Origin of the sequence: Runella sp. (assembly GCF_965279615.1) — a bacterium.
Taxonomy (GTDB): domain Bacteria; phylum Bacteroidota; class Bacteroidia; order Cytophagales; family Spirosomataceae; genus Runella.
Genome location: NZ_OZ257252.1, coordinates 7289916 through 7316822, shown reverse-complemented (window position 1 = coordinate 7316822; position 26907 = coordinate 7289916). Strand labels below are relative to the sequence as shown.

Annotated in this window: 21 protein-coding genes; 10 read left to right on the top strand and 11 right to left on the bottom strand. The window is 44.8% G+C overall.

Annotation, left to right across the window (positions count from 1 at the left end; all coding sequences use genetic code 11):
• Window positions 1-3: 3 nt before the first annotated feature.
• The 4 genes from ACQY73_RS30795 to ACQY73_RS30780 all read left to right on the top strand — a co-directional run bounded on the left by ACQY73_RS30795 (window position 4) and on the right by ACQY73_RS30780 (window position 9663).
• Window positions 4-3537: a SusC/RagA family TonB-linked outer membrane protein gene (locus ACQY73_RS30795; RefSeq protein ID WP_428658010.1), complete on the top strand. Its 3534-nt coding sequence runs from the start codon at window positions 4-6 to the stop codon at window positions 3535-3537.
• Between the two features lie 23 nt (window positions 3538-3560).
• Window positions 3561-5414: a RagB/SusD family nutrient uptake outer membrane protein gene (locus ACQY73_RS30790; protein WP_428658009.1), complete on the top strand. Its 1854-nt coding sequence runs from the start codon at window positions 3561-3563 to the stop codon at window positions 5412-5414.
• A gap of 117 nt (window positions 5415-5531) precedes the next feature.
• The gene (locus ACQY73_RS30785) at window positions 5532-6218 is read left to right on the top strand and encodes a hypothetical protein (protein ID WP_428658008.1); all 687 of its coding nucleotides are present in this window, start codon (window positions 5532-5534) and stop codon (window positions 6216-6218) included.
• Between the two features lie 61 nt (window positions 6219-6279).
• A complete protein-coding gene (locus ACQY73_RS30780) occupies window positions 6280-9663 on the top strand; it encodes a VCBS repeat-containing protein (protein WP_428658007.1) in 3384 nt (1127 codons plus the stop codon).
• A gap of 74 nt (window positions 9664-9737) precedes the next feature.
• Here the strand turns inward: ACQY73_RS30780 and ACQY73_RS30775 are convergent, their stop codons facing one another.
• The 3 genes from ACQY73_RS30775 to ACQY73_RS30765 all read right to left on the bottom strand — a co-directional run bounded on the left by ACQY73_RS30775 (window position 9738) and on the right by ACQY73_RS30765 (window position 12005).
• Window positions 9738-10001: a GlsB/YeaQ/YmgE family stress response membrane protein gene (locus ACQY73_RS30775; protein ID WP_428658006.1), complete on the bottom strand. Its 264-nt coding sequence runs from the start codon at window positions 9999-10001 to the stop codon at window positions 9738-9740.
• A 111-nt stretch (window positions 10002-10112) separates the two neighbouring features.
• Entirely contained in the window at window positions 10113-11234 is a 1122-nt protein-coding gene (locus ACQY73_RS30770; protein WP_428658005.1) for an ATP-binding protein, read from the bottom strand.
• Between the two features lie 234 nt (window positions 11235-11468).
• Window positions 11469-12005: a DsrE family protein gene (locus ACQY73_RS30765; protein WP_428658004.1), complete on the bottom strand. Its 537-nt coding sequence runs from the start codon at window positions 12003-12005 to the stop codon at window positions 11469-11471.
• A gap of 140 nt (window positions 12006-12145) precedes the next feature.
• On the opposite strand from ACQY73_RS30765, the gene ACQY73_RS30760 reads away from it, so the two are divergent.
• Window positions 12146-13195 (top strand): agmatine deiminase family protein, encoded by a 1050-nt coding sequence (locus ACQY73_RS30760; protein WP_428658003.1) that lies wholly within the window; start codon window positions 12146-12148, stop codon window positions 13193-13195.
• 151 nt (window positions 13196-13346) lie between these two features.
• Here ACQY73_RS30760 and ACQY73_RS30755 read toward each other — a convergent pair whose 3' ends face one another.
• The gene (locus ACQY73_RS30755) at window positions 13347-13859 is read right to left on the bottom strand and encodes an FKBP-type peptidyl-prolyl cis-trans isomerase (RefSeq protein WP_428658002.1); all 513 of its coding nucleotides are present in this window, start codon (window positions 13857-13859) and stop codon (window positions 13347-13349) included.
• Between the two features lie 44 nt (window positions 13860-13903).
• On the bottom strand, window positions 13904-14431 hold the full coding sequence (locus tag ACQY73_RS30750) for a GNAT family N-acetyltransferase (RefSeq protein WP_428658001.1): 528 nt from the start codon (window positions 14429-14431) through the stop codon (window positions 13904-13906).
• Window positions 14432-14682: 251 nt separating this feature from the next.
• On the opposite strand from ACQY73_RS30750, the gene ACQY73_RS30745 reads away from it, so the two are divergent.
• Together ACQY73_RS30745 and ACQY73_RS30740 are read left to right on the top strand one after the other, a co-directional pair.
• Window positions 14683-15276 carry a 2OG-Fe(II) oxygenase gene (locus ACQY73_RS30745; RefSeq protein ID WP_428658000.1) on the top strand — a complete coding sequence of 198 codons (594 nt, stop codon included), beginning with the start codon at window positions 14683-14685 and terminating at the stop codon, window positions 15274-15276.
• 100 nt (window positions 15277-15376) lie between these two features.
• Window positions 15377-16327 (top strand): alpha/beta hydrolase, encoded by a 951-nt coding sequence (locus ACQY73_RS30740; RefSeq protein WP_428657999.1) that lies wholly within the window; start codon window positions 15377-15379, stop codon window positions 16325-16327.
• A gap of 80 nt (window positions 16328-16407) precedes the next feature.
• Here the strand turns inward: ACQY73_RS30740 and ACQY73_RS30735 are convergent, their stop codons facing one another.
• From ACQY73_RS30735 to ACQY73_RS30710, 6 genes are all read right to left on the bottom strand, one after another.
• Window positions 16408-17307, bottom strand: a complete 900-nt coding sequence (locus ACQY73_RS30735) for a glycosyltransferase family 2 protein (RefSeq protein ID WP_428657998.1) — start codon at window positions 17305-17307, stop codon at window positions 16408-16410.
• Window positions 17308-17449: 142 nt separating this feature from the next.
• Window positions 17450-19774, bottom strand: a complete 2325-nt coding sequence (locus tag ACQY73_RS30730) for a glycoside hydrolase family 65 protein (protein WP_428657997.1) — start codon at window positions 19772-19774, stop codon at window positions 17450-17452.
• Between the two features lie 79 nt (window positions 19775-19853).
• On the bottom strand, window positions 19854-20798 hold the full coding sequence (locus ACQY73_RS30725) for a D-2-hydroxyacid dehydrogenase (RefSeq protein WP_428657996.1): 945 nt from the start codon (window positions 20796-20798) through the stop codon (window positions 19854-19856).
• Window positions 20799-21093: 295 nt separating this feature from the next.
• Complete coding sequence (gene sufD / locus ACQY73_RS30720; protein WP_428657995.1) at window positions 21094-22413, bottom strand: Fe-S cluster assembly protein SufD; 1320 nt, start codon at window positions 22411-22413, stop codon at window positions 21094-21096.
• Between the two features lie 78 nt (window positions 22414-22491).
• Window positions 22492-23247, bottom strand: coding sequence for a Fe-S cluster assembly ATPase SufC (gene sufC, locus ACQY73_RS30715; protein WP_428657994.1), 756 nt, complete (start codon window positions 23245-23247; stop codon window positions 22492-22494).
• A 420-nt stretch (window positions 23248-23667) separates the two neighbouring features.
• On the bottom strand, window positions 23668-24510 hold the full coding sequence (locus ACQY73_RS30710) for a dienelactone hydrolase family protein (RefSeq protein WP_428657993.1): 843 nt from the start codon (window positions 24508-24510) through the stop codon (window positions 23668-23670).
• Between the two features lie 141 nt (window positions 24511-24651).
• Here ACQY73_RS30710 and ACQY73_RS30705 point away from each other — a divergent pair, with 141 nt between their 5' ends.
• From ACQY73_RS30705 to ACQY73_RS30695, 3 genes are all read left to right on the top strand, one after another.
• Complete coding sequence (locus ACQY73_RS30705; RefSeq protein WP_428657992.1) at window positions 24652-25011, top strand: BlaI/MecI/CopY family transcriptional regulator; 360 nt, start codon at window positions 24652-24654, stop codon at window positions 25009-25011.
• A gap of 78 nt (window positions 25012-25089) precedes the next feature.
• Window positions 25090-26538, top strand: a complete 1449-nt coding sequence (locus ACQY73_RS30700) for a M56 family metallopeptidase (protein ID WP_428657991.1) — start codon at window positions 25090-25092, stop codon at window positions 26536-26538.
• Between the two features lie 5 nt (window positions 26539-26543).
• A complete protein-coding gene (locus tag ACQY73_RS30695) occupies window positions 26544-26906 on the top strand; it encodes a hypothetical protein (RefSeq protein ID WP_428657990.1) in 363 nt (120 codons plus the stop codon).
• Window position 26907: the final 1 nt, after the last annotated feature.

The following is a 26907-nucleotide window of genomic DNA, read 5'->3' as shown; positions in this document are numbered from 1 at the left end:
AAAATGAGCTACAAACTACGGCTACTTGGCTTTCCATTGGCGGCGCTGATGGTTGGAGAGCCAATGAGCCATGCCCAGATGATGGCGCGTGTGCCCATTGAGCACAACGCCCCCACTCCCGAGCGTAGAAGTAACAAGAGTCTCAAAAAAGTATTGAATGATTTACGCCATCAGTACAAAGTAGACATCCTTTTCTCAGACCAAATGGTTGAGCCTTATGTAGTGGCTGCCGGTAACGTTAATTACAAAAACGGTTTGGAAGCAAACATCGAATCTGTGCTTAAACCTCTAGGATTAGGATACCGTAAAACAGGAGATGGCTCATACGTAATCACGCGTTCGGGAAACGCCGAAAAGCAGTCCGCAGGCAACATTAATATGGGTCAATTGACTGCTTCACTCAATACTAATTTAACGCCTGAATCAGCAGCATCGCAAGCAAAGGCAGCTATTGCTCAGGTAAAAGGGAAAGTATCAGACGAGCAAGGTCAGGGACTTCCGGGTGTGAGTGTTCTTGTTAAAGGAACTGCCGTTGGTTCAGTGACCGACAATCAGGGTAATTTCTCTGTAAATACCCCAACCGATAATGCTACGTTAGTGTTCTCGTTCATCGGCTACCTGCCCGAAGAAGTCGTCCTCAACGGTCGTACCACTGTCAATATTACCTTGAAAGTGGATGTAAAAGCACTGAATGAAGTCGTTGTCGTGGGTTATGGTGTTCAGAAAAAAGAAACCGTAACGGGTTCTGTAGTAAGCGTAAAAGGAACTGACTTGGTAAAATCACCGGCGGTGAACCTTTCGCAATCACTGGCGGGACGTCTGCCGGGGGTTGTAGCTACCAACCGCAGCGGGGAACCGGGCTACGACGGTGCCGGTATCCGTATTCGCGGTTCGAACACATTGGGTAACAACGACGCCCTGATCGTAATCGACGGTATTCCGGGTCGTGCGGGTGGTTTGGATCGTATCAATCCCAACGATATCGAAACCATTTCAGTGTTGAAAGATGCCTCGGCCGCCATCTACGGAGCGCGTGCTGCTAACGGGGTTATCCTGATCACGACCAAACGCGGAAAATCCGGCAAACCCGAATTGTCTTACACGTTCAACCAAGGATTTTCGCAAGCCACCGTATTGCCCAAGCTGGCCAACGCTTCTCAATACACCGAGATGCTCAATGACCTGGACATTTACGGATTGCCGGCCAACGAATGGGCAGCCGCCACAGCCGCTTACAAATCTACAGGTCTATACACCGGTCCAACGGGCGTAGTTCGCAAAGCTCCTTTTCAGCCCGATGATTTCAAAAAATACGCTGACGGCTCTGATCCCTGGGGACACCCGGACACCGACTGGTATGGTGCCACTTTGAAAAAATGGTCACCTCAGGTTCGTCACAATGTTCAGTTGAACGGCGGTAGCGAGAACGTTAAATACCTAGCCTCGTTGGGTTACCAAAATCAGGACGGTAACTACATCAACTCGGCCACCGGCTACAAACAATATGACTTCCGCATCAACCTCGATGCCAAAGTTAATAAGTTCATCAACGTCACAATGGGCGTAACAGGACGGCAGGAAAACCGGTTCTTTCCTACCAAAGGTGCCGGTGCTATCTTCCGGATGCTGATGCGCGGCAAGCCGCAACAACCGGCCTATTGGCCCGACGGTCGCCCCGGTCCTGACATCGAAAACGGCGAAAATCCCGTCGTAATCACTACCAACGCTACAGGTTACGACAAAGACAAACGCAATTACCTGCAAACCAATGGCCAGTTGGAGATCAAGATCCCGGGAGTAGAAGGCTTGAAATTTACCGGAACGGCTTCCCTTGACCTTTTGTCACAAAACACCCGTCGCTGGGAAACACCGTGGACGCTGTATGAGCGCGGTACAGGCTTCGAAGCTGACGGCGTGACGCCTAAACTCGTTGCCAGCCAACGCGGACCGGCCGAACCTCGTCTGACATTGGGCAACACCAATCAGCTTAACGTATTATTGGGAGCCATCGGAACCTACGAACGTACTTTCGGAGCGCACGGGCTGACGATTCTGGCAGGAACCAACAAAGAGACCATTAGTGGGGATAACTTCAACGCCTATCGTCGTTACTTCCTGTCTCCGGCGCTGGATCAGATCTTTGCCGGTGGTGACCTGGAGAAAAACAACGGTGGTGGTGCCTTCGAACGTGCACGTTTGAACTACTTCGGTCGGGTGGCCTACAACTACAAAGAAAAGTACCTGGCCGAGTTCCTATGGCGTTATGACGGTTCAGACATGTTCCCCGAAGCCACCCGTTACGGTTTCTTCCCGGGTGTGATGGTGGGATGGGTGCTGTCAGAAGAGGCCTTCATTAAGAAAGCCCTGCCAATCGTGAACTATCTGAAACTGCGCGGTTCGTACGGACAGATGGGGAATGATCAGGTATACCTGCCTAACACCACCACGTTGGCGACTTACCAGTACCTGTCTACCTACGGTTTCCGCAGTTACATTATCAACAATACGGAAACCAAAACGTTGTACGAAACACGCGTCCCCAACAATACCATTACCTGGGAAGTGGCCAACAACGCCGACATCGGCTTGGAAGGACAACTGCTTAACGGTAAGATCAACTTTGAATTTGACGTATTCTCCAACAAGCGGACCAACATTTTGTGGTACAAAAACGCATCTGTGCCGCAGTCGACCGGTCTGACCTTACCTGCACAAAACATCGGAGAAGTAGCCAACAAAGGCTGGGAATTCAATGTGGGTTACCGCAATCAGGCCGGTGCCTTCAAATACAGCGCCAGTGTCAACGGTGGGTATGCCAAAAACAAGATCCTGTTCTGGGATGAAGCACCCGGCGCCCCTGACTGGCAACGTACTACCGGCAAACCGATGAACACAGTTCAGGCGTATATTTACGATGGCGTCTTTAAAGACCAGAATGAGATCAATGAGAATAAGATCAACTATTCGGCCATTGTTAACACGCTGCGTCCCGGTGACATGAAGTACAAGGATTACAACGGCGACGGTAAAATTACCCCCGATGATCAGGTTCGTACCGATTTCAACAACATTCCTACTTTCCAGGGTGGTATCAGCCTGATCGGAAGCTACAAAGGTTTTGACGTGAACATCCTGTTCCAAGGATCGACCGGAGCAAAACAATATGTAAGCCCGGGCGAAATGGGTAACATCGGTAACTACCTGTACAGCATGTACACCGATCGTTGGACTGTTGAAAATCCGAGCAGTGTACACCCACGTATCGCTAACCGCAGTGACCAATATTTCTCAGGCGGAAACACGTATTGGTTCCAAAACAGAGATTATCTCCGTTTGAAAAACTTTGAGATCGGTTATTCGCTGCCTGTAGCGTTGACAAGCAAGCTGGGCATGAACAACCTGCGCCTTTACGTAAATGGATTGAACTTGTTTACAATCACCAAATTCAAATCATTTGACCCTGAAGCAGACTCGCAAACCGGCCAATACTACCCGCAGCAACGAGTTATCAATGGTGGTTTATCGGTTACTTTTTAATCAAACCAATTGAAACATTCATCATGAAAGTATCTAAATTAATGACTATCAGCGCCGTTTCTGCCACGCTCCTGTTTGCGGGCTGTAACGGAGACTTTGTAAATACAAAGCCGTTGGATCAGTTGTCTGAATCCACGGTTTGGACCGACGCGGCACTGTCGGAAGCATTTGTTACGGAAATTTATGCCGGTCTGGGCATGGGAGGTTTTAATGAACAAATGCTCGCCTCGTTGACCGATGAGACCATGTTCACCCACCCCGGTCGCGACATCACGACCATCACCGAATCACGCTCTAACCCTGCCAGCCCGGGTTGGATCAACGGGACACTTAGCTGGCAGCAGATGTACCTGCGTATTCGGGCATGTAACCTTGCATTGGCCAAATTGGAAAAGCCTCAATTTACCAATGCCACGTTGGTTGATCGCTTAAAAGGAGAAAGCAAATTCCTGAGAGCGTATTATAACCAACAGTTACTTCGCTATTACGGAGGTTTCCCTATCATCGAACGTCCTTTCGAATTAGGTGAAGCTGACTACCTGAGCGAGCGTAATACGTTTGAGCAATGCGTTAATGCTATCGTAAAAGACTGTGACGAAGCCGCTGCTCTCCTGGCAGGCAAATCGTTGGCAGCCGGTCGTGCCAATCAGGCAGCCGCTCTGGCCCTGAAAGCACGAGTGTTGCTCTATGCCGCCAGTGATTTACACGATGCTACTGTAGCAAAAGCAAAATCCAGCGTGATAGCTGCTTTCACTAAGCCTGAACTGGTGCTCTATACCACCGGAACTCAGAAAGATCGTTGGCAGAAAGCCAAGGATGCGGCCAAAGTAGTATTGGACATGACCGCTTACGGTTATCAACTCAATTTGACCGCTCCTGCCTCTGCAGCTGATGGTACCACCAATTACAATAACATCGCAATGGCGCGGAACGGCGGTGAGAAAGAGTTGCTGATGGCACGTTATTTCATCAATGCCAAACAGGAAGACGGCGGTCGTCAAGGGCTTTTTAACGGTCCTAACGGCTACCACAACTGGGCAGGAAACACGCCTATTCAATTGATGGTAGATGATTATGAAATGATGGACGGTACCAAGTTTGACTGGAGTAAACCGGAACATGCCAGCCAACCTTACGTCAACCGTGACCCTCGTTTCTATGCTTCTATTCTTTACGACGGAGCCCCTTGGAAACCTCGTACGGCTGATGTAGCGGCAAAAGATCCAGTCAACCAGATTCAAACGGGGCAATACGAGATCGTCAGCGGTGGGGCAAAAGCACCTATCTTCGGCTTGGATACACGTAAATCATCGGTGGAAGACTGGAACGGTAGCTATACCGGCTATTACGCTCGGAAATTTATCGACGCCAATCCGGCCATTGTAGACCAAAACACGTGGCAACAAGTGCCTTGGCCGATATTACGCTATACTGAAATGGTATTCCAATACGCTGAAGCCTGTATCGAATTGGGACAGGATGCTGAAGCAAAAACCTGGTTAAACAAAATTCGTTTCCGCTCAGGAATGCCGGCATTGACCGAATCGGGCGATGCATTGCGTCAACGTATGAGAAATGAGAAACGTATTGAGATGTACCTGGAAGAACAACGTTACCACGATACCCGTCGTTGGATGATCGCTCCGACAACCCTCGGACGCAAAGCCAACGGTATCACCGTGACCGGTACGCTTAAAGCCGGCAAGTCAGTAACGCTTTACAAGTACGACCCAACCAGTTACGATTATACGTATAAAGTGTTCGAAATTGACCCCGGAAAAGAAAACCGCGCGTGGTTGGATAAGCAATATTATCTGCCGATCCATCGCGACGAGATGAACCGTAACAATAAATTGGTTCAAAACCCGGGTTATTAATCATTCATTTCCGCACCATTATTCAGTTTATTTGCTCTATGCCTGTGTTTATCGCAGGCATAGAGTTTTTTAGAGTAAACTTTATTCTGTAAGGATATGAAAAAGTGCGGGTATTTAATGAGTTTTTTTGTCGTGGCGATCAGTCATGTACAGGCACAGGAAAACAAACTGTTCAAGATAAAAGCAGGTGAGGATATTCAACGATCACTGCCTTTTACTGACAAATACCGTTATCCGCAGTTTAAAATCGGAGGAGTTGCATTTCTTAACGGCGGAACCACTCCCGCCAAACTTAATTACAGTTTGCTATTGGGAGAAATGCACTTTATCAGCCCTGCCGGCGATACGCTTTCGCTGGCGAATGAAACGACGATCAAATGGATCCAATTGGGAAACGACTACTTTTATTACAGTCCCGATTACGGATATTTGGAGATCATCCATGATTCCCCAACCATCAAACTGGCAATCAAACAAATCTTTCGCGTAGCAAGCGTCGAAAAAATAGGGGCTTATCAGCAGTCATCCGGGGTTTCTTCCATCAAAAATTACAGTATTCTATCAACGGGAAACAGTTCTGTTAAAAGACTGGAAGCAAAAGGCGATGTTATATTATCTAAAGAAAAATTTTATTTTTTTATCGATCAAAACAATCGGTTTTACAAAGCAACAAAATCCAATCTTTTAAAGATATTCGTAAAGAATAAAAGAATTATAGAAAATTACCTTAAAGAAGAATCCATTGATTTTACCAATGAAGAAAATCTGAAAAAATTGCTCCAATATTGCAGTCAGTTTTCCTGAATCGTTCTATACGTTACGCTTAGTTTTGACCTATTTACCTACCTATCAGATTTCCCGTTCCATGAAGTTTTACTTGCTTATTTATCTGCTGTTTATTGGTTTAGTGATATCGAGCTGCCAAAACGCCTCAACTGAAACGACAACAGCGCCCGATGAAAAAGAACCTACGCTCTTTACCCTGTTGGCTCCTGAAAAAACCCACGTTGATTTTCAAAATATCGTTAATGAAGGACTCAACACGAACGTTTTGATGTATGAGTATTTCTATAACGGCGGCGGAGTTGCAGTAGGTGATTTGAACGGAGATAAACTGGATGACCTTTATTTTACCGCCAACCTAAGTGCCAACAAACTCTACCTCAACAAAGGGCAGATGCAGTTTGAAGACATCTCTAATGCCTCAGGCGCGGCAGGTCGTGAAGGGCCCTGGAAAACGGGTGTAACAATGGCCGACGTGAACGGCGATGGCAAAACGGATATTTTTGTGTGTCATTCGGGCAATCTGCCTCCTGAAAAGAAAGCGAACGAGCTGTTTATCAATCAGGGAAACAACGCGCAGGGAATTCCCACTTTTATAGACCAGGCTGCTGAGTACGGTTTAAACAGTCCTTCTTCCAGTACGAATGCCTACTTTTTTGATTATGATCGTGATGGTGATCTGGACTTGTTTTTACTGAATCACAATATAAAATCGTTGCCCGTTCTCAACGAAGCCAACAGTGCCGAATGGAATAAAATGGACGACCCCGTAAGCGGCTCACGTCTTTTTCGTAACGACGGGAAACGCTTCATTGACGTCACTGCTAAAGCGGGTATCAACAGCTCTCCCCTCTCCTATGGATTGGGGGCAGGAATTGCCGATTTTAACCAAGACGGTTGGCCGGACATTTACGTCAGCAATGACTATACCATCCCTGATCGCCTGTATATCAACAACAAAAAAAGTGGTTTCATCGACCAATTGACGGCTTCGATGGAGCATACTTCTCATTTCTCCATGGGCAATGACGTGGCTGATATTAACAATGATGCTACGCCTGATATTTTTACACTTGATATGTTGCCCGAGGAAAACCGTCGCCAAAAACTGCTCATGGCTCCCGACAATTATGAGAAGTTTGACATGGTAGTTCGCTCAGGATTTCATAAACAGTATATGCGTAATATGCTGCAATTGAATAACCCCAGCCCCTCCCCTGTTAGGGAGGGAACCGGACAGTCAGCAGCGGCCGTGGGGTTCACCGAAATCGGCCAACTTGCGGGAGTATCCAATACTGATTGGAGTTGGGCGGCACTTTTTGCTGACTATGACAACGATGGTTGGAAAGACTTATACATCACCAATGGCTACCTCCGCGACTATACCAACCTTGATTTTCTGAAATACATGAATGATTTTCAGCAAAATCAACCCAATATAGGCCGGCAGGATGTACTGAATTTGGTGCAGCAAATGCCTGCATCTAACGTGGTTAATTACTTATACAAAAACAATAAAGACCTGACATTCAAGAGTGTAGGCAATCAGTGGGGATTGGGGCAAAATTCCAACAGCAACGGCGCCGTTTATGCGGATTTAGATAACGACGGCGATTTGGACTTGGTAGTCAACAACGTCAATCAACCTGCGTTTATTTACCAAAATGAAGCCCAACAAATCCTCAAAAATCATTATTTAAAAATTACGTTGGAAGGCAGTCCGCTCAATCGTTCGGGAATTGGAGCGAAAGTAATCCTGTATCAAAAAGGGCAGACCCAATACCTTGAACAGATGCCTATGCGCGGCTATCAATCAAGCGTATCGGGAGTTTTACATTTTGGACTCGGCAGCGCTTCTACCATAGATTCTTTAAAAGTGCTGTGGCCCAATGGAAAACAACAACGTCTTACTAACATCAAAGGTGATCAATGGCTTACGTTAAATGAAAAAGAGGCGAATGAGTCCGTTAATTCACCGGTTCAGGATGCGCCTTTGTTTAGAGAAACTCCTTCTCCGATAAATTACACACAACCTACTTTAGCGGTCAATGACTTTAAGCGCCAGATTTTGATGGTCAATCCGCAATCATACGTTGGCCCTGCGTTGGCAAAGGCAGATGTGAATGCAGACGGATTGGAAGATGTATTTGTAGGCAGCGGCAACGGGCAGGCCGGTGCGTTGTTTTTACAGCAAAAAGCAGGCGCACAATTCGTCAAAAAATCACAACCTGCTTTTGAGGCGGATTCCAAAAGCGACGCAGCCGACGCGGTATTTTTTGACGCCAACGGTGACGGTTCACCTGATCTGTATGTGTCTCATGGAGGTTATGCTAATTTTGAAGCCAATGATCCTTTGCTGCAGGATGCGCTTTACATCAATGACGGCAAAGGGAATTTTACAAAAAACAATACCGCACTTCCGCAAATGCACGTCAGCACAAGTTGTGTGCGCGTAGCTGACATCAACGGTGACAAAAAGCCTGACCTGTTTGTCGGTGGACGAGTAGTGCCCGGCAGTTATCCCGAAATTCCGCCCAGTTTTATTTTGCTCAACGATGGAAAAGGAAATTTCAAAGACGCTACGGCTGCAATAGCGCCCGAATTACAAAAAATCGGTATGGTAACCGACGCTGCCTGGCTTGATCTTAACGGTGATCAAAAGCCGGAATTAATAGTGGTTGGAGAGTGGATGCCTGTAACGGTTTTTGAAAATAATAACGGTAAACTGGCAAATAAAACCGATGGGTATTTTGACCGTACGTACAGTGGTTGGTGGAACAAACTTTTGGTCGATGACTTCAACGGCGACGGAAAGATGGACTTAGTTGTAGGAAATCTGGGCCTCAACAGCCAATGCAAAGCCACGCCTGAGCAACCGGCAGAGTTGTATTTCAAGGATTTTGATCAAAATGGCCGCATCGACCCTATTCTGTGTACGTATGTGCAGGGAAAAAGTTATCCTTATATTACCCGCGACGAATTGATCGGTCAACTGCCTATTATGGGAAAACGTTATTCTGATTATAAGACCTATTCAGACGCCACCCTCAAAGATGTATTTACTGAGTCAGAACTTAGCGGAGCTGCTCACCTTGAAGCCAATCATTTAGCAACAACACTTTTTGAACGGAGCGCGAATGGGAAATTCGTCGTCAAAAAACTGCCGATTGAAGTACAAACCTCTCCTGTACACGCCTTAATTTCATTGGATTACGACAAAGATGGCAAAAAAGACTTGCTCCTTTGCGGAAATCAGCTTCGCACACGTCTGCGTTTTGGGCAATACGATGCCAATTTCGGTACGTTGCTTCACAATGAAGGCAACGGCACATTCCGCTACCTGCCTCAGCAAAAATCAGGTTTTCAGCTCAAGGGAGAGATACGGAGTATTTTATTCGTAAACGACCTGTTGATTTTTGGGAGAAACCAAAAAAGCCTTATCACTTACAGTAAGACTGGAAAATAAAAAACCTTGGTCGAAATTTTATCGACCAAGGTTTACAATTATTGACTGTTAGTAGGTATTTCGAAAATGGAGACTTAGCTTTTATCGGTCAAACGTCGGTATAAAATGATCAGACCCAGTATGACAGCAGCGCCGATAAACGCTTCAATAACACGGCCGATAAAAACGGGAAGACCCAATAAAGAATGAAATTCGCCTTCAAACAGAAAACTTCCGACAAAAGCACCTGCAATACCTAATCCGATTTGGTAAAGCGTAGAAAAAGAAAAACGTTTGAAGGCCAAATCTGCCAACCAACCGGCAATAGCTCCTACGATGATGGTGATAATGATGTTCATTGAGTGCAGTTTTAAATTGGCCCTGTTTTTTTGACTGCCTTTTTACTCAAAAGTCACTTTAAAATCACCATAAAATAATTTTAGAAGAGGCAAAGTTGGGTAGATCAATTTTTATGATAAGCGCATTGTTCGCGCTGCCGTCAATGAAATATCCAGAAACAGCACTTTGGCGCGGGCATTTCGTTCGAGGTGATAGTAGCCGTCAGTGATTTCCTGAATCAACAACTCAATGGCATTGGGATTGACTGCTTTGCCAAATTTTTGTACGAAACTAAGTTCTTCCTCCTGCAAACGCAGCAACTCTGACACACCATTTTGCCACAAAAACAAGTCCCGAAACAGATTGAGTGTATAATCAAAAATGCCTTTTTGCTTTTCTTTTCCCAACGTATCAAACTCATCGGCCAATTTGACCAATGACACAAAATCGCGGGAATAACACTTGCGCATCCATTGCGCAAACCACGCATGGCGGTCGTCTTCTGTTTCATTGGTCAGACGCATTGCTTCCGACAGGTTTCCTTCACTCAAATAAGCGATTTGCCGCGCCCGACGTTCATCGAATCCTTTTTGGGTTAGGAACAAAACCACTTCTTCGTCGGTAAATGCGCGGATGGCTACGCGCTGCGTACGCGAAATGATGGTGGTCAACAACTTATCCGATTGGCTGGAAACGATCAAAAACAGGGTTTTTTCGGGTGGCTCTTCCAAAATTTTCAACAATGCATTTGCCGCCTGAACATTAAGCAGTTCAGGTTGCCAAAACAGCATGATTTTAAACTCACCCTCAAAAGCCTTGAGTGACAATTTATTAACAATACTCCTTGATTCTCTGATCGGAATAATTCCCTGCTGATTACCCGTAGCATTAATATAGGACAGCCATTCGGGGAGCGTTCGGTAAGGATGTTCATCCAGAAATGCGCGCCATTTAGGGGTCAACTCTCCCAATAAATCCTCTCCATCTTTCGGGGTGCGAGGCAACGGAAAAATATGATAGACATCCGGATGAACCAGCTTACGCATTTTGGAGCAGGATGCACAGCGTCCGCAGGCATCGTCGGGTTGGCGGTCTTCACAATTAACAAACGTGGCAAAAGCCCAGGCCAACGCAATACCCGCTCCTCCTACAGGCCCATCAAAAAGTTGGGCGTGCGCAACATGGTTATTTTGGACGGAGCGTATGAGCGCTCGCTTGGTATCGTCGTGACCGAGTATATCTTTGAAAAGCAAAATGGAAGCTATTGGAAGTTAGACATTGATCTTTGAATCGCAGAACTTTCAGGTTCTTTACAATTCAAATCTACGGGGCAAAATTAAAGAATGTCTGCCGGCTTTGGTCTAATCAACGGAATTTATAATTCAGAAAATTATCAACAACGCGCAGGGGCAGGCCTTGCGTCTGCCCTTTTTTTCGTTGGTGGTTTCGCGGTTATTGGGCAGACGCGAGGCCTGCCCCTACGTAATTTATGGTATGATCGGCACATAGCCCTTTGACTGAAGCGTAGTCATCAACAACATCGCCGAAGGGGTAACTTTAATGTTGGGATTACGAGGCTCGCTCTCCATTTTACGCATATAGAGTGATTGTCCACAGATGTATAATTTTACACCATTGGCAGTCAATTCATTGATAAGGGCCGTGTTAGGATTGGCAACACCATACTTCTTTTTATAGGCTTCGTCGCTCAATATCAACGGAGTTCCCAGAAAATGAACCACTGCCACCACATCCAGATTTTGTCTGGGAATACCTGCCGATAAATGAAGATTGACCAAACGGGCCAATTTATCTAACGTACTGTTGACCGAATCAGGTTTATCAGCGCCTTTGGAAATTTCATACAATATCTTGTATTTCATTTGCTTATCGGCAATTGGCTCCGCTTCCGGCACATCATACATGCTGCCGCCGCTTTTGATGAAAGGAGTTTTTTTCTGCGCCTGACCGACAAAGCTAATCAGGAAAAAGACCGTTATAAGTGAGAAAAAGCCTGTACGCATGAGTCAGAAGGTTTGTAAATGAATGTAATTTTTCACTAAATATAAGAGGATTTCGGGAAAGGGGAAGATAACTTTCAGATAAAAAATCTACTTTTTCGGCTATTTTTGCAGCCTCAAAAACATGCATCAGCGTTTAGACTATGTCAAATCAATCAACGCCCAAACAACGTGGCTTTTTCTTTCCTGCCGAATGGCATCCTCACCGCGCCACTTGGCTGAGTTTTCCGCATACCGAAGCATCTTGGACGTATGAACGGCAGCCTAAAATGCTTCCCGCATACATTGAATTTATCAAGACGATCAGTGAAGGCGAGAAGGTTTGTATCAATGCCCACAATGAACTCGTCAGGCAAACCATCCAACTCCACTTACTCGGTGCAGGCGTGGATATGAATCAAATTGAGTTGCCGGTACACGCTACCAATGATTCGTGGTGTCGCGATCACGGCCCGGGTATTTTGATCAATTCCGATACAAATGAGCGTTTGGTGGTTAATTGGGGCTATAACGCATGGGGCGGCAAATACCCCCCTTTCAACAATGATGATCTGATTCCGGTCGCCATTGCACATTATTTAGGTTTGGAATATGTCACACCGGGCATTATCATGGAAGGTGGCTCAGTAGAATTTAATGGCAAAGGAACGGTCATGACGAGTCGTGCGTGTTTGCTGAACGAAAACAGGAATCCGCACCTCAATCAAGGGCAGATCGAACAATACCTGTGTGATTATTACGGCATGGAGCAGGTACTATGGGTAGGTGATGGCATCGTTGGCGACGACACCGACGGACACATTGATGATACCGTTCGATTTGTGAATGAAGACACCGTAGTGACTGTTGTTGAAGAAAATAGATCGGACGATAATTACGAATTATTGCAGGAAAACCTGCACGAATTGAAACAAATGCGTTTACTCAACGGCAAACAACTCAACATTGTGGAGCTGCCAATGCCTACTCCGGTATACAGTGACGACTTGCGATTGCCGGCATCTTATGCCAATTTTTACATCAGCAATGCAGCCGTGATCGTACCTACATTTCGCTGCGCAAATGATCAACGGGCCTTGGATATTCTAAGCCAATGTTTTACCGACCGCAAAGTGGTGGGAATTGACTCGACAGAGATCGTGTGGGGTCTGGGAAGTTTTCACTGCCTGAGTCAGCAGGAACCTATTGTTTAAGGAAAGAGTGTAAAGTTGAAAGTGTAAAGTAAGAATGATTTATTTCTCTACTTTAACCTTTCCATTTTACACTCTTTTACCTATAGAAAGTTGAAAGTGCGAATAACTTATTTTCCACTTTAACCTTTCCACTTCTCCACTTTACACTTTTCTAATGGTGTACTCCACCGTCGCCGTGAACGTGGCCGTGCTCAAGCTCTTCGGCCGTTGCAGCACGCACTTTGCCAACTTTGCCAACAAAATGCATTTCACGTCCTGCCAAGGGATGGTTAAAATCCATTACTACAATTTCTTCATCAACTTCAACTACTTGGCCCATCAAACGATGTCCTTCTTCGTTGGTCATCGGAACCATATTACCCACTTGAAGAATATCTTCCTGTAGCTTTCCATCTACTTTAAATACTTCCAAAGGAATCTCCGCAACCGCTTCGGGATCATAATCTCCGTAGCCTTGTTCAGGATCTAATTTAAAGTCAAAAGTATCGCCTTCCGAAAGGCCGTTCAATTGATCTTCAAATGCTTCGGGAAGGCCGCTCATTCCTTGAATAAAATACATAGGTTGGTCATCACCAACGGTTTCGACCATTTGCCATTCGTCGCCGTCGTTCAAAAGACTCAGTTCGTAGGTCACTGCTACGACTTGATTAGGTGCTATTTTCATTGATACAATTTTTTAGCAAACCTACGGTTTTTCGGGAGTGATACCTAATTTGAGTTTAATTTTCGCCACAAAATCAGCCCTTCGCTTTCGCGAATTTGCTTAAATCCTGCTTTTTGTAAAACGCGCTGCGAGTTAACCAAGGCCACGGGCGTATGTGCTATCAATGCCTCGGAAGCGGGATGTTTAAAAACCCATTTGGCCATACATTCGAGTGCTTCGGCCGCAATCCCCCGACCTCGGTATCCCTGATCGATTCCATAACCGATCTCGGTTTCTCCCCGGTCATTGGGCAATCCGGTAACGCCGATTCCACCGGCGACACAATTGTCTGCCTTATAAATAATGAGCCAATTGGTAAACCATTCATAGCGAGATGCATTGGCGGCGGTTTCGGGAAGCCAAAAATTGGCTAATGCATCGTCAAATTCATTCTGAAAATATTCTTCCATCTGCATTTGACGCGGCACAAGCCCCAACGAACGCTGAAGTGCCTCATAATCAGCGGCGTGAAGTTGTAATTGAGTTGTATTAAGCGGGATTAACCGCAGACGAGTTGATTCTAACTGAAACATGGAAACTGGATTGGTTGGGACGTAAATAATAGAGGTACAGGCTGTGAAGATATTCACAAACCATAGAAGCCCGGCTCAGCGCCGTTACGCCACCCTATCAGGCAATTGAATATATATAATGAGTTGCAGAGGCAATAATGTTAGATTGCGTAACAAAGGTAAAAAAATGTCTACTTTTGACAAGTAAAAGAGTTAACATTTAATTGTTGAGAGTCATTTGTTGGAAGACAACTTGGTTATCAATACAAACTATGGAATTGTTTGATAATCTAATGGATAGCATTGCGGAGCAAAGCTATGGAGTTGTTGATTTCTTTCTGACTTCTGAAGAAATAAGTGCTTTGGTCGTTACCCTCAGAGAACGACATTCGGCAGGAAGTTTTAAAAAGGCGGGCATTGGACAAGGCAATGACCAACATGTACAGGCGCAAATTAGGGGCGATCAGATCTTGTGGCTGGACGAGCATTCAACTGTTGTTGTTGAGCAAGTATATTTTCAGAAAATAAATACCTTGATTCAATGCCTTAATCGCAGTTGTTATTTAGGATTGAAAGACTTTGAACTTCATTATGCATTGTACCCCATCGGTACATTTTACAAACGCCACCTTGATCGTTTTAAAACCGATTCCCACCGCAAAATATCAATCATTTGTTATTTAAATGAAGATTGGCAGGCAGCGGATGGCGGTGAACTTGTCATTTATTTACCCGGCAACCAACCCATTAAAATAGCCCCGTTTGGTGGGAGATTGGTATGTTTTGAGGCCGACTTATTGGAGCATGAAGTACTTCCTGCCACACACGAACGCCTTAGTCTGACAGGTTGGCTCAGAACATATTAATATAGCGCTGTTCATAAAAACTTGGTTAGTTTTTGTGAATTGGGCGCTTTTATCATTTATAAAGATATTTGGTTTAATTTTATCCAACCTCCAAACCGTTATGTCGCGTTATCATCGTTTATTTTTCTTTTTACCGTTTATACTTATTAGCCTGCATTCCACCATGTCGCGTTCCCAAACCGTCATTTCTCTTTGGTCAGCCGACCAAATGCCCAATGATTTAAAAAATCGTACGATACGGGAAAAAATTGAAGTGGGAAACGACAGCATTCTGCGCATCAGTAATATTGTTTTCCCCACACTCTCAGCCTATTTGCCTACCAATCCCAACGGCTCGGCCATCATGATCTGCCCCGGAGGTGGCTATGGTATTGAAGCTTCCGGTCATGAAGGGGTTGATGTAGCCAAGTGGTTCAACAGCATTGGTGTTACCGCTTTTGTGCTGAAATACCGTCTGCCTGATGATCGGCTTTGGTCCAATAAACACGAAGTAGGGCTGCAGGATGCACTTCAAGGTATAAAATTGATTCGCGAAGGTGCCGACAAATATAAAATTGATCCTAATCGGATTGGCATAATGGGGTTCTCTGCCGGCGGCCATTTAGCGGCTACCGTAAGTACGCTTTGGCCCAAAGTGAAAGAATTGAAAGGTTTTGAAAACCTATCAAGTGCCGATCTTTGCAAGCCCAACTTTTCTATTTTAATGTATCCTGTGATTACTTCCGGGCCATTTAAGCATTCCGGTTCATTTCAAAATTTGTTGGGTAAAACCCCTTCTCAGGAGCAATTGGAGCGTTTTTCTGCCGAAAAACAAATTTCTGAACAAACACCTCCTACCCTCCTCATTCACGCAACCGACGATAAAGGAGTCCCCGTCGAAAACAGTATGATGTACTATGATGCTCTTCGTAAGCTTCGCATTCCCACTTCTATGCTTCTTTACGAAAACGGTGGACACGGTTTTGGGTTGGCAAAAAAACTTAAAGGTTCTGTGCATAGTTGGCCGCAAAGCTGCCATCAATGGCTCATTGGAATGGGCTATATTCAATAAGAATTCATAAATAAAAAGCGCTCTTTGATAATTGAACTTTTATCAAAGAGCGCGTTGCTTTTGAGGGTATTGTATCCCAATTACCAAAAGAGTAAGCGAATTCGGTCAGAAAGTAATTTTAATTTAAAACGAAACGAGTCTGAGCTCGCAGTAAAAGAATTGGACCGGGCAAAATTTGCGCTGTTCTTACTGTAAAAATTCAGGTAAAAATCGTAGAAAGTCCGCGCTGTCACGCCCCACTTTCTTAAGAACTGCTTCCTGCCGGGGTTATGGGCTATTCGACTCACTGATTTTGAACCAAAGTGATAGACCAAACTATTGCCGATGCCCTTGAAGTTTCGAATACCTGCTTCCCACATTTTACGGCTGATGTCCGGATCAGAATACATACCGGGACTGAATTCAATGCTAAATCCGCCGATCAGATTCCACGTGTGGCGGTGCATTACACTGGGCGGAAAAGAAGCTCCCTGCCAATCAGGAACGGCCAGTTCTTTGTACTCCTGTAACAATTTAGTCTCCTGAAAATTCTGAACAGTATCTCCGTAATTATGGCCACCTATTACGTAACCATACGGATTGGGATAACGCTCTATCTGGGTACCTGAAAAATAAAAATCTTCTTTCCCATACTCCTTAATGGCCTGATACAGATACATATCCCAATCAGGACAGGCATACATATCATCGTTCATGTAGACGATATATTCTGCTTCCGTTAACGAAAAAGCAGCGTTACATCCTAAACATATACCTACATTTTCAGGCGAGTAACTATAATCCAGCCCTTCTGTTTGGGCCCATTCGGACGTCCCGTCTTTTCCTTCATTGATATGTAAAACGATTTGGTGGGCATAGGCAGAATTTTGGCGGATACTGCGTATGCATGTTTGCAGGTAGGGCAAATTATTCCATGTAGGAATAATAATTGAAAACAAGGGTACTGAGCTTGCCTTCGAACTTTTTACATATTCGATCATAGCTTTACTTATAACGGTGTGGATAACATACTATTTGTCAACCCATACGCGTGAAAGCCTGACTTTGTTGCGTACTAAAAACGATTATTACTAAAAAAGCCGATGAGGGTGTTTCTCATCGGCTTAAAAGAAGGTTTTTCCTTTACTGCTTTTCCACTGTTTTTACCTCGTTTGCGTCCAGTTCAATGATTGTTTTATCGACCATGAACGAAACAGATGCGTTCGATAAATTTTCTACCTCAATGGACTGAGCGCCAACCGCAATACGAATCACTTGACCTTTGAAGGTAACGCGGAAGGAATAACCCTGCCATTGGTCGGGTAAAAAAGGGGTAAATGAAAGTTGATCGTTTTGAATCCTCATTCCCGCAAAGCCTTTGATGACCGACATCCACGTACCTGCCATGCTCGTAATGTGCAATCCGTCTTCGGTATCATTGTTATAATCGTCGAGGTCGAGGCGCGAGGTGCGCAGGTACATTTCGTAGGCTTTTTCTTTGTAGCCCAGCATTGCTGCCAGGATCACGTGTACACACGGCGATAACGACGACTCATGCACAGTCATGGGTTCGTAGAAATCAAAATTGCGGCGGATGGTTTCAAGATCAAAATCTTCTTCAAAGAAATATAACCCCTGAAGCACATCGGCCTGCTTGATAAAACAACTGCGCAAAATCCTGTCCCATGACCACTTTTGGTTGATGGGTCGGTGTTCGGCAATATCGTGTACCGTGAGCAATTCTTTGTCCAGAAAACCATCCTGTTGCAAATAGACCTGCCGTTGCTCATCGTACGGGTAATGCATATTATCGGTAATGTGCTGCCATTTGGCCGTTTCGGTGGCAGCATCAAAATGGTTTTTGGCAAAAATCTCCTGTAGAGACGATAAATCTTGTTTATCTACGATTTTGATAGCCTCCAACGTAAATCGCAAACACCAAGCCGCCAGGTAGTTGGTATAAAAGTTATTGTTGACGTTGTTTTCATACTCGTTAGGGCCGGTGACGCCAAGCATGACATATTTCTGCTTATCGGTCGACCAGTTGACGCGTTGTGCCCAGAAACGCGCAATACCAATCAGTACGTCCAAACCGTATTCAGCCAAATAGCCCTCATCACCCGTGTGACGAATGTAATCATGAATGGCGTAGGCAATGGCGCCGTTGCGGTGGATTTCTTCAAAAGTAATTTCCCATTCATTATGGCATTCTTCGCCCGTCATGGTCACCATTGGGTACAATGCCGCACCATCTTTAAATCCAAGATTGACAGCATTTTCAATGGCTTTTTGAAGGTGTTTGTGGCGATAGATCAAAAGATTACGCGCTACTTTTTGGTCAGCAGTTGCCAAGTAAAAAGGCAGGCAATAGGCTTCGGTATCCCAATAAGTACTGCCACCGTATTTTTCACCGGTAAAGCCTTTTGGCCCGATATTCAGACGGTCGTCTTCGCCGGTATAAGTTTGCTCCAATTGAAAAATATTGAACCGAATGCCCTGCTGTGCAGCATCGTCTCCTTCGATGATAATGTCATTTTTAGCCCAACGGTCAGCCCACGCCTGCACCTGTTCGGCTTTCATTTGCTCAAAACCTTTCTCAAAAATGCGTTGAATATAGGCTTTGGCGTTAGGCAGCAGTTTATCTACAGGGTAGTTGAGCGACGCCAGATTGACCGCATATTTATACAATACGACTTCTTCATTGGCGGCGGCATTAATTTCCACTTGACAAGCCGCACATTTCTCTCCTTTGACAGGTTTGCTCTGAAAATCAACCGTTTCGCCGTTTAAGGTGAGGTCTATTTTCATACCCGTACACACGGTAAAAAGCTCTGTTTTGAAGGGTGTATCTTTGGTACGCATTTCAAGGTATGCTTCACCAAAAGCCGTTTCCTTGCGGATTTCATCCCAGAATTTTTCGCCGTAATTGGAATCTTTATTGCTTACGTCTCCGTCCAAACAAGGAGTCAGCGTGATTTTTCCGTCAAAATTCAGCGGTGTAATTGCGTACCGAATTGCTCCCGCTTCATCGTCTACAATGCTGCAAAAACGCTGAGAATGAACGCGTATCTGTTTTCCGCCCGATAAAGTTGCCACAAATTTACGCTCCAAAATCCCCTCTTTCATGTTCAACACCCGTGAGTATTCCGAAACGGGGCATACACCTAAGTCAAGGGTTTCGCCGTCGATCTGCACGTTGATCTCGATCCAATTGCAGGCGTTCAGCACTTTGGCAAAATAGCGCGGGTAGCCGTTCTTCCACCAACCAACGCGGGTTTTATCGGGATAAAACACACCTGCTACGTAATTTCCAAGAAGGGTTTTTCCCGTAAATTTTTCTTCAAAATTACCGCGTTGCCCCATTCGTCCATTGCCCAGACTGGTAAGACTTTCGGTAATTTCGTTGTATTCGGCATAAAAGCCTTCTTCGACCACGCACCAAGGGTCATGTTTAATATAATTCTTCATTAGGACAAGGTCAGTTCAAGCCCCAAAAGTAGAAATTTAGTACGAAGGTTTTTGTACTTCTTTTGCCAACTATTAACAACTAGTTAACTTTTTTCTCTAAATACCCCCGAATATTGTCCGCTACCTTATCCATCAACCGCGTGCGGGCTTCGATGCTTGACCACGCAATGTGCGGTGCCAACAGCAGTTTTTCTTTTTTCTGCACCTGCAAATAGGGATGCGAAGCGGGAATAGGCTCCTGCGTAAAAACATCAATAGCTGCGCCTGCGATCACCTCATTATCTAAAGCTTTTGCCAAATCGGGCTCATTTACAATACCCCCGCGACTGGTATTGAGCAGCAACGCCGTAGGTTTCATTTGAGAAATACGCTCATAATTGATCAGATTTTCAGTAGCCGGACTCAACGGTGCGTGGATGGAAATCACATCGCAGGTTTGAAGAAATTCATTCAATTCCAAACGTTCATAAATAACATTATAATCCTGGCCTGAAGCCGAGAAATACACTACTTCTGCGCCAAATGCCATTGCGATGCGTGCTACCTGTCGGCCAATTTCGCCCAATCCCAAAATACCGAAACGCTTTCCGTTCAATTCCCAATACGGGCGGCCCAAATGGGTAAATATGCGCTCTTTGGAATATTCGCCTGTTTTAACGTATTCATCGTAATAGGTCGTAGAATTGAGCAATGCCAGCAGCAGTGCAAAGGTTTGTTGCGCAACACTGTCGGTCGAATAGCCTTTTACATTCCTGACCTGTATGTCCAATTCTTCTGCTGCCGCCAAATCTACGTTGTTCATGCCCGTTGCCGCCACACAGATGAGTTTCAGGTCGGGTGTGTTAGCCATCGCCTCGCGCGTGACTTTTACTTTGTTGGAAATCACCACTTCGGCACCCTGAATGCGCTCACTGACCTGTTCAGGTTGCGTGTCGGGATGGAAAATGGTATCGCCTAAAGCATTCAATTGATCTAAATTGGGCACATCGCCTAAGGTACGGGCGTCTAAAAAAACGATTTTCACGATATAGCAGGAATTGTTTATTAAGAAAAATATATAAAGAAACAAATCAAGAGAAGATACCCCCGAAAAAGCAACTTTATCCTCTTTTGTCACCCTGAAAGGGTCTATCATTCGTCTGCATGATCAGGGTCATTATGCTCCAACAGAAAAAATCTAACTATGAAGGATAACAAAAAAGTATTGCTCAAACGTAAATAGACCCTTTCAGGATGACAAAAACAACAAAAGGGTGGTAAATACGCATAAAAAAATCCCTGTCGTTTGGCAGGGATTGGCTATTCATTTCCGAAACGTATTATTGAGCCAGCTTCTCAGCAATTAGCCCGGATAAATATTCACGGATCGGTTCGATTTTGATTTGACTGATGACATCTTCGCAGAAAGCGTACATTAACAATGTTACCGCTTCGGTTTTCGGAATTCCGCGCGAACGCATGTAGAACAAAGCTTCGTCGTTAAGTTTTCCGGTCGTTGTGCCGTGCGAACATTTAACGTCGTCATTGTAGATTTCCAATTGCGGTTTGGTATTCATCGAAGCATCATCCGACAGCATTACGTTGCGGCACGACTGATAAGCATTGGTCTTGCTGGCGTGGTCGCGCACAAATATCTTTCCGTTAAAAACCCCCGTTGATCTGTCTTTCAAAATACCTTTGTACAACTCGTTACTGAATGAATTGGGCTTGGCGTGATCTACTAAAGTATGGTTATCAACATGTTGCTTGCCGTTCGGGAAATACAATCCATACATGAAGGCTTCGCAATTTTGACCATCCAAAACAATGTTGAGGTTATTACGAACAAAACCACCGTTTACCGTAACCGTTACGGCATAAAAATGGCTATTATCTTTTTGAATCACCTGCGTAGTGCCGATGTGATACGCTTTTTCGGTTTCGTTCTGTACTTTATAATACTGAACGTTGGCATTTTCTTCCACCACGATCTCCGTTACTACGTTCGTAAAAGAACTGTTCTCGCCAAGTGTCCGGAATGCTTCGGCAATTTTTACTTCGGCGTTTTTTCCAACAACGATCAAATTGCGCGGTTGAGAAGCGGCATTGACAGTCCGTGAATCTGTCACAAAGCGCAGAATGATAGGCTCTTCCACTACTTTTCCTGCGGGTACATTGACCACTACTCCATCGTGCGCAAAAGCGGTATTTAATGCCGTAAATGCTTCGTCTTTGTAATTGGCGTAATGGGCAAAATAAGAAGCCAACAACTCAGGCTTTTCTTTGATTGCCTGTCCAAAATTGAGGATTTGCAACTGGCTTTCGGGTGAAACAATATGGGAAAGTCCGGCATTGTACATTCCGTTGACGAAGTAAAGCACGTTGCCCTGTAAGTTCGGAATTTCGAGCGCCTCTACTTCAGTCGTCCCGAAATCAGATTTGACGTTAAAATCAAATCCTTGTTTTACAAGGTTATTTACGTTACTGTATTTCCATTCCTCGTGCTTAATGGTAGGAAAACCCAACGCTTCAAAGCGTTGCATAGCTTCACGGCGTTTCTGATGAACCTCCGTTTTGGCTTCGCCGTTCAGGCGACTTTCCGTAGCCTTAAAATCCGCAACAAGTTGCTGTTTTAAATCGTTATTGAGTGTATTGCTCATTTTTTTCCTGTAAGGTTGTTAATTGTTAACTGTGCGGGAAAACTCCCATCAACTTTTAACCATTAACTTTTAACTCATTTACAACGCTGCCACTTCGGCTTTGATCCAATCGTAACCTTTTTCTTCCAACTCAAAAGCAAGTTCTTTCGAGCCTGATTTTACGATGCGGCCTTTGTACAATACGTGTACATAATCAGGTACAATGTAGTCAAGCAGACGTTGGTAGTGGGTCACCACGATCACAGCGCGCTCAGGCGAACGAAGTTTGTTGACTCCTTCGGCTACGATACGTAAAGCGTCAATATCAAGGCCTGAATCGGTTTCGTCAAGGATGGCCAATTTTGGTTCCAACATTGCCATCTGGAAGATCTCGTTGCGTTTTTTCTCACCACCCGAAAAACCTTCGTTCAACGAACGTTTCAACAATGAATCGTCAATATTGACCACTTTGGCTTTTTCGCGCATGAGTTTCAAAAACTGCGCTGCATCCAACGGAGCTTCTCCGCGTGATTTGCGGATTTCATTGAGCGCTGTTTTCAGGAAGTTGATGGTGGTTACACCCGGGATTTCGACCGGATATTGAAAGGCCAGAAATATACCTGCTGCAGCACGCGCCTCAGGCGACATCTCGAGCAAATCCTGTCCGTCAAATTCGACGCTTCCTCCCGTTACTTCGTATTCTTCACGCCCCGCCAATACCGACGCGAGGGTACTTTTACCGGAACCGTTCGGCCCCATTATTGCGTGGACTTCACCGGGTTTGATCGTCAAATTGATTCCTTTCAAAATCGCCTTGTCGTCAACCGACGCTTGTAAATCCGTAATTGTAAGCATAATACGTGTATTTTTATCTTGTTCAGAACAGAGGTTTTCTGTGCAGTATATCAGAAAAAGTCTGCAAAATTACGATAAAGAGTTCATAAACCCTTGATTATTCGGTAACAATTCAAAATAAGGAAAAGTTGGGCAGAAAAGATAAAAATGTAGGGGCAGGCCTCGCGTCTGCCCGAAAACGGCGATATTGAGTATTACATCTGCCTGAAAAACGCGCTATTGATTCATGTCTCCGCGCGAAAGAAGTGTAAAATAAAAAAGGGCAGAGCTAATCTCTACCCTATCAATTATATATCAAAATAATGCAGAGGGGGGGCTTGCCTCCGCCCGAAAACCTTGAAATGTGTTTTATGCAAAAAGGCGAATACAAGGCCCCGTATTGTCGATTTCGGGCGGAGGTAAACCCCGCCCCTACACCTGTTAACTGAATTTTTTCTTCAAATACGCCAATGAATTTTTGTAGGCATCGGCCGTGGCAACGGGGTCGTGCTTGGCATTGCTTGGGTTGGCAAACCCGTGAACGGCATCGTACATTTTGATCGTTACCTGCTTGCCTGCCGCTTTCATATTTTCTTCGAATTTTGCTACGGTAGCCGGTGGAATTCCTGCGTCCTGGCTGCCAAAAACGCCCAATACATCTACATTCAACGTTTTGAGCTTTTCAACATCTTCTACCGGACGTCCGTAATACATGACACAGCCAACGGCTTGTTTTCCTTCCAATAATGCCGACTGCAACGACAACATGCCGCCAAAACACCAACCTACGCTTGCAATTTTAGCGTCCTTACCGGCATAACCGATACCGCCTTTCATAATCGCTTCCAAGCGTTCTTTGGTCGCCGACTGCATGAGTTTTCCAGCTTCCTCACGCGTTGTACCAACCTGACCGTCGTACATATCCAACGCGAGTACATTTACATCGCCGAGGTCGTTGGAATAGGTTTCAGCTTCTTTCTTAATGTGGTCGTTTAGGCCCCACCATTCCTGATAGACTAACAGCCATTTGTCTGATTTTTTGGCAGACTTTATTAAAAAGCCGGAAGCAGGTTTTCCATCGGGCGTTGGAAAAGTAATCGTCTCACCTTTGCCGGCATAATGGAATGGCAGCGGTGCTTCGTGAAGCATTTGATAAGCGGGGTCAGCGCCCAGCATGGCCATGTCGTGCGCGGAAGTTTGGCACAATGGAATGGGGTTTTCGAGCGGACGGGGCGTAAAAGCCTGCAACGCAAACATCGCCCCAATAAGGATCAGTTTTTTCATTGTCGAATGGGATAAGGTGAACATAAATGTATTGACACGTATTTCTAACCAAAAATGCGAAAAATGGTTCAGAAAATAAGCAGTAAAAGAAAAACTATAAAAATAGTTTGTAAACTATAAATATAGTTGTATGTTTACTTCATGGAAAAGCTAACCAACAAAGAAGAAGAAATAATGCAGGCACTTTGGAAAGCCGAATCGGCATTTATCAAAGACCTATTACCGTTTTTCACCAGCCCACCGCTGCACTACAACACAGTATCGACCATTATTCGTAACCTCGAAGAAAAAGGGTACGTAGGGCACCGTTCTTTTGGAAATACGCACGAGTATTTTCCACTGATCAGCAAAGAAGACTATCAAAATCAATTCGTTATCAACAAATTAGTAGGCGATTACTTTGATAATTCTTACAAAAATATGGTCTCGTATTTTGCCCAAAATGACAAAGTTACCGCTGACGAATTGCGCGAGATATTACGCATGATCGAACAAGGATAGCGGTGAATTTTGCGCGAAGTCCGGTGTAACGGCAACAGCACATGTAAGAATATTACCTAAACCAACAATTTCTTAACCATGAACTACGAATTTCTTTCTTACCTTTTGAAAGCCGGTTTGGTGTTGGCGATTTTGACGGCGGCTTATGCGTGGCTGGTCAAACGTGAGACTTTTTTACAGGTCAATCGTTGGCTTTTGTGGATCAACGTGGCGGCTACATTATTTTTACCGATCATTCCCCTTCCCGATTTTGCCTGGATGCCCGACGCACCTGCCAAAGCCGTTGCCGTCGTTTTGCCGACCAAAGAATCTACCTATGCACCAATTTTACCGGAAAAAGAGCATTCTCTTCCTTCCTCTCAACCAACGACTGCATCAAACGTAAATTCGAATAACGCTCAGGAATCATCGCCTCTTTCTTTATGGGAATGGGCCGCAATACTATATATCGCCGTGGCAGGTTTGTTAACCCTCAAATTGCTCATTCAATTAGGAGCGCTTTGGCATCTTAAACGCAATGGCATACCGCACGAAACCGATGAAGGAGTGTACCTGATCGAAAGTAAAAAAATAACCTCTCCTTTTTCTTTTTTCCATTGGGTATTCTACAACCCCGCTCACCACAACGACGAAGAATGGGCGCAGGTTTGGGCGCACGAATGTGTCCACGCGCACCAACGCCACAGCATAGATATGCTCACCGCCGAGGCTCTGAAGATTGTGTTTTGGTTCAATCCTTTTGCGTGGTGGCATCAGCGACTCGTACAGGAAACACTGGAATTCATCACTGACCGCGCCGTACTCGACAGCGGTATTGAAAAGAAATCGTATCAATACCATTTGCTTCGCACTACACTGTCTACTGATAACCAAGCCTTTGTCAACCATTTTAATAAATCGCAACTCAAAATTCGCATTGAAATGATGAACAGGAAAAAGTCTAAATGGCTTGGCTTGAGCAAGTATGTTGTTTTTGTGGGAATGCTGTGGGTCTGTGCCGCTTTTACCAAACCGTATCAGGTCAAAGCCGCTGCACAAGTGGTTGAGAAATTGCAAAAATGGGAAGTAGTAAAACCGCCAAAAGCTTCTGAAAAGCCTGTATTCAATGATTTTGTATTGGAAAAGCCATCGAAAAACATGCAAAAAGAAACCGGGCAGTTTCCTATTCCTGCTGTTGTGGCAGATACGCAACAATATACGTCAGCAACCAAGTACATTATTTATGAAGGCAATATGCTCAACTGGCTTGTTACCCCCAAAATGACCTTGGAAGATTTGGTAGAAATGAAGAAGGAGTTTACCAAGCGTAACCTCATTTTTGACGTGACTGAAGTAAAAATGGACCCGCTTAACCAGTTCATTATTGGCATTGCGGCCAGAGGCAGCAGAAACGAACACAGTGGCTGTGGCTTTGCACATTCAGACACCGATAAATTTGAGCCTCTGGCTTCATGGGGGGATATATTTCGATTGGCGAAAGAGGGTCTTGTGGAACCCGCAAGAAAGACGATATGCCGGCCGCCTTAAAAGCCGTGGCTGATCAGGATGAAAAAATCGCTTTGGAATTATTAAATAAAAATCAAATTAACTATTTAAAGATACAGACAACCAACAACTTAGGTCCCGGTGGCAGTACTGAATTTACAAAAGCCTCCTTAACTCAGTTAAAATCTCAAACGAAAAAATCAAATTATCTCAACCTTTCAAATAATGATTTACTAAATATCGCCGAGCGTAGACGAAACGATATTTTTATGTTGAACGGTAAATCGGCAACACTCGAAGAAATTGAAAAAATAGCTATTCATCAGTTTCATTCGGCTGTTTTCAAAGATACCTGGCAGCAGGATAAGTCTCAAAGGAAGCAATACACGCTGATTTTTACCGAAAACTAAT

Coding starts and splice junctions, on each gene's coding strand:
- ACQY73_RS30730 (WP_428657997.1), bottom strand. CDS start 19,774: ATGAAGAATTATATTAAACATGACCCTTGGTGCGTGGTCGAAGAAGGC.
- ACQY73_RS30705 (WP_428657992.1), top strand. CDS start 24,652: ATGGAAAAGCTAACCAACAAAGAAGAAGAAATAATGCAGGCACTTTGG.
- sufD (WP_428657995.1), bottom strand. CDS start 22,413: ATGAGCAATACACTCAATAACGATTTAAAACAGCAACTTGTTGCGGAT.
- ACQY73_RS30710 (WP_428657993.1), bottom strand. CDS start 24,510: ATGAAAAAACTGATCCTTATTGGGGCGATGTTTGCGTTGCAGGCTTTT.
- ACQY73_RS30755 (WP_428658002.1), bottom strand. CDS start 13,859: ATGAAAATAGCACCTAATCAAGTCGTAGCAGTGACCTACGAACTGAGT.
- ACQY73_RS30775 (WP_428658006.1), bottom strand. CDS start 10,001: ATGAACATCATTATCACCATCATCGTAGGAGCTATTGCCGGTTGGTTG.
- ACQY73_RS30760 (WP_428658003.1), top strand. CDS start 12,146: ATGTCAAATCAATCAACGCCCAAACAACGTGGCTTTTTCTTTCCTGCC.
- ACQY73_RS30700 (WP_428657991.1), top strand. CDS start 25,090: ATGAACTACGAATTTCTTTCTTACCTTTTGAAAGCCGGTTTGGTGTTG.
- ACQY73_RS30740 (WP_428657999.1), top strand. CDS start 15,377: ATGTCGCGTTATCATCGTTTATTTTTCTTTTTACCGTTTATACTTATT.
- ACQY73_RS30795 (WP_428658010.1), top strand. CDS start 4: ATGAGCTACAAACTACGGCTACTTGGCTTTCCATTGGCGGCGCTGATG.
- ACQY73_RS30735 (WP_428657998.1), bottom strand. CDS start 17,307: ATGATCGAATATGTAAAAAGTTCGAAGGCAAGCTCAGTACCCTTGTTT.
- ACQY73_RS30765 (WP_428658004.1), bottom strand. CDS start 12,005: ATGCGTACAGGCTTTTTCTCACTTATAACGGTCTTTTTCCTGATTAGC.
- sufC (WP_428657994.1), bottom strand. CDS start 23,247: ATGCTTACAATTACGGATTTACAAGCGTCGGTTGACGACAAGGCGATT.
- ACQY73_RS30785 (WP_428658008.1), top strand. CDS start 5,532: ATGAGTTTTTTTGTCGTGGCGATCAGTCATGTACAGGCACAGGAAAAC.
- ACQY73_RS30750 (WP_428658001.1), bottom strand. CDS start 14,431: ATGTTTCAGTTAGAATCAACTCGTCTGCGGTTAATCCCGCTTAATACA.
- ACQY73_RS30780 (WP_428658007.1), top strand. CDS start 6,280: ATGAAGTTTTACTTGCTTATTTATCTGCTGTTTATTGGTTTAGTGATA.
- ACQY73_RS30790 (WP_428658009.1), top strand. CDS start 3,561: ATGAAAGTATCTAAATTAATGACTATCAGCGCCGTTTCTGCCACGCTC.
- ACQY73_RS30745 (WP_428658000.1), top strand. CDS start 14,683: ATGGAATTGTTTGATAATCTAATGGATAGCATTGCGGAGCAAAGCTAT.